Here is a 1,019-nt window from a genome sequence, read left to right on the forward strand (position 1 = left end):
CAGCACCCGCACCCCGGCCCCCGCGATCGACCGGCTCCTCGAGAACGCATCACTGCGCCGAGGAACGAGGCGAGAAAACCTCACTGGACTGCCGAGCAGACGGCACTGCGTCGAGTCGCAGGCAGGGTAGATTCTCTCCATGCTCCCAAGTTGAATCTTCCCGATGCAAAACTCTCGGGATCAGTAGCGGATAATGCGATCCTGTTCACAACCGCTGCTGAGGCGCTGTGGGAACTCAAGACTCGAGTCGATACGGCGACCGACGAGATCAACGATGCCCTGACTTCGGCATCGAATAAGGTCGGCGAGATCCGGGCGAGCTGGACGCAGAAGTTTGAGGCCTTCAAGAAGCAACTCGACGAAGAACTCGAGAAGATCGATGCAGGCGCCTCCCTCAGTGCGCTTCGCGCAAACCTTGAAATGCTTCAGTCCAAGCTGACAGACGCGCAGGCAGCGCGAACAGAGCTGAAGGAGGAAGCGGAGCCACAGCTCGCGGAGCTCGTTTCCGAACGCGAAGGCCTTCTCACATCGCTCCACGAGATCCGCAAGAAGCGCCGCGAGCTTCGCCGGGCACGAGTCGCGGACCTGAACGCCAAGGCGGCTGGTCTCGTGCGTTTGGACATCCCGAGCGAAGGCGATGACTCAGAGTTCCGACAAGCGTTGGATCGCATCAAGGTTGGGTCGCGAGTGCGAGAGGAGTTCCTCAACCAACTCGCGCTACGCACTCACCCCCTCAAGTTCGCCCGCAGTCTGTGGGGTGAAGACTTGAACGCCATCGTTGACGCAGACAACGGTATCGACATGGCAAGCGTGGCCAAGCTGTTCGCTAACATCGATGAGAAGGATCTCTGGGAAGACCTTCTCGATATCCAAGGCATCGACCGGCCTGACGTGCTGACGATAAAGTTCAAGAAGCCAGATGATCACACGTATACGGCCATTGAGGTTTTCTCGCCTCGTTCCTCGGCGCAGTGATGCGTTCTCGAGGAGCCGGTCGATCGCGGGGGCCGGGGTGCGGG

At 59.8% G+C, this 1,019-nt stretch carries 1 protein-coding gene; it reads left to right on the forward strand.

Going from position 1 to position 1,019, the window contains the following annotated elements; all coding sequences use genetic code 11:
• Positions 1-150: 150 nt before the first annotated feature.
• The gene (locus ACYVK7_RS17615; RefSeq protein WP_460889026.1) at positions 151-975 is read left to right on the forward strand and encodes a hypothetical protein; all 825 of its coding nucleotides are present in this window, start codon (positions 151-153) and stop codon (positions 973-975) included.
• Positions 976-1,019 lie beyond the last annotated feature (44 nt).

This window comes from Promicromonospora xylanilytica (assembly GCF_054782895.1).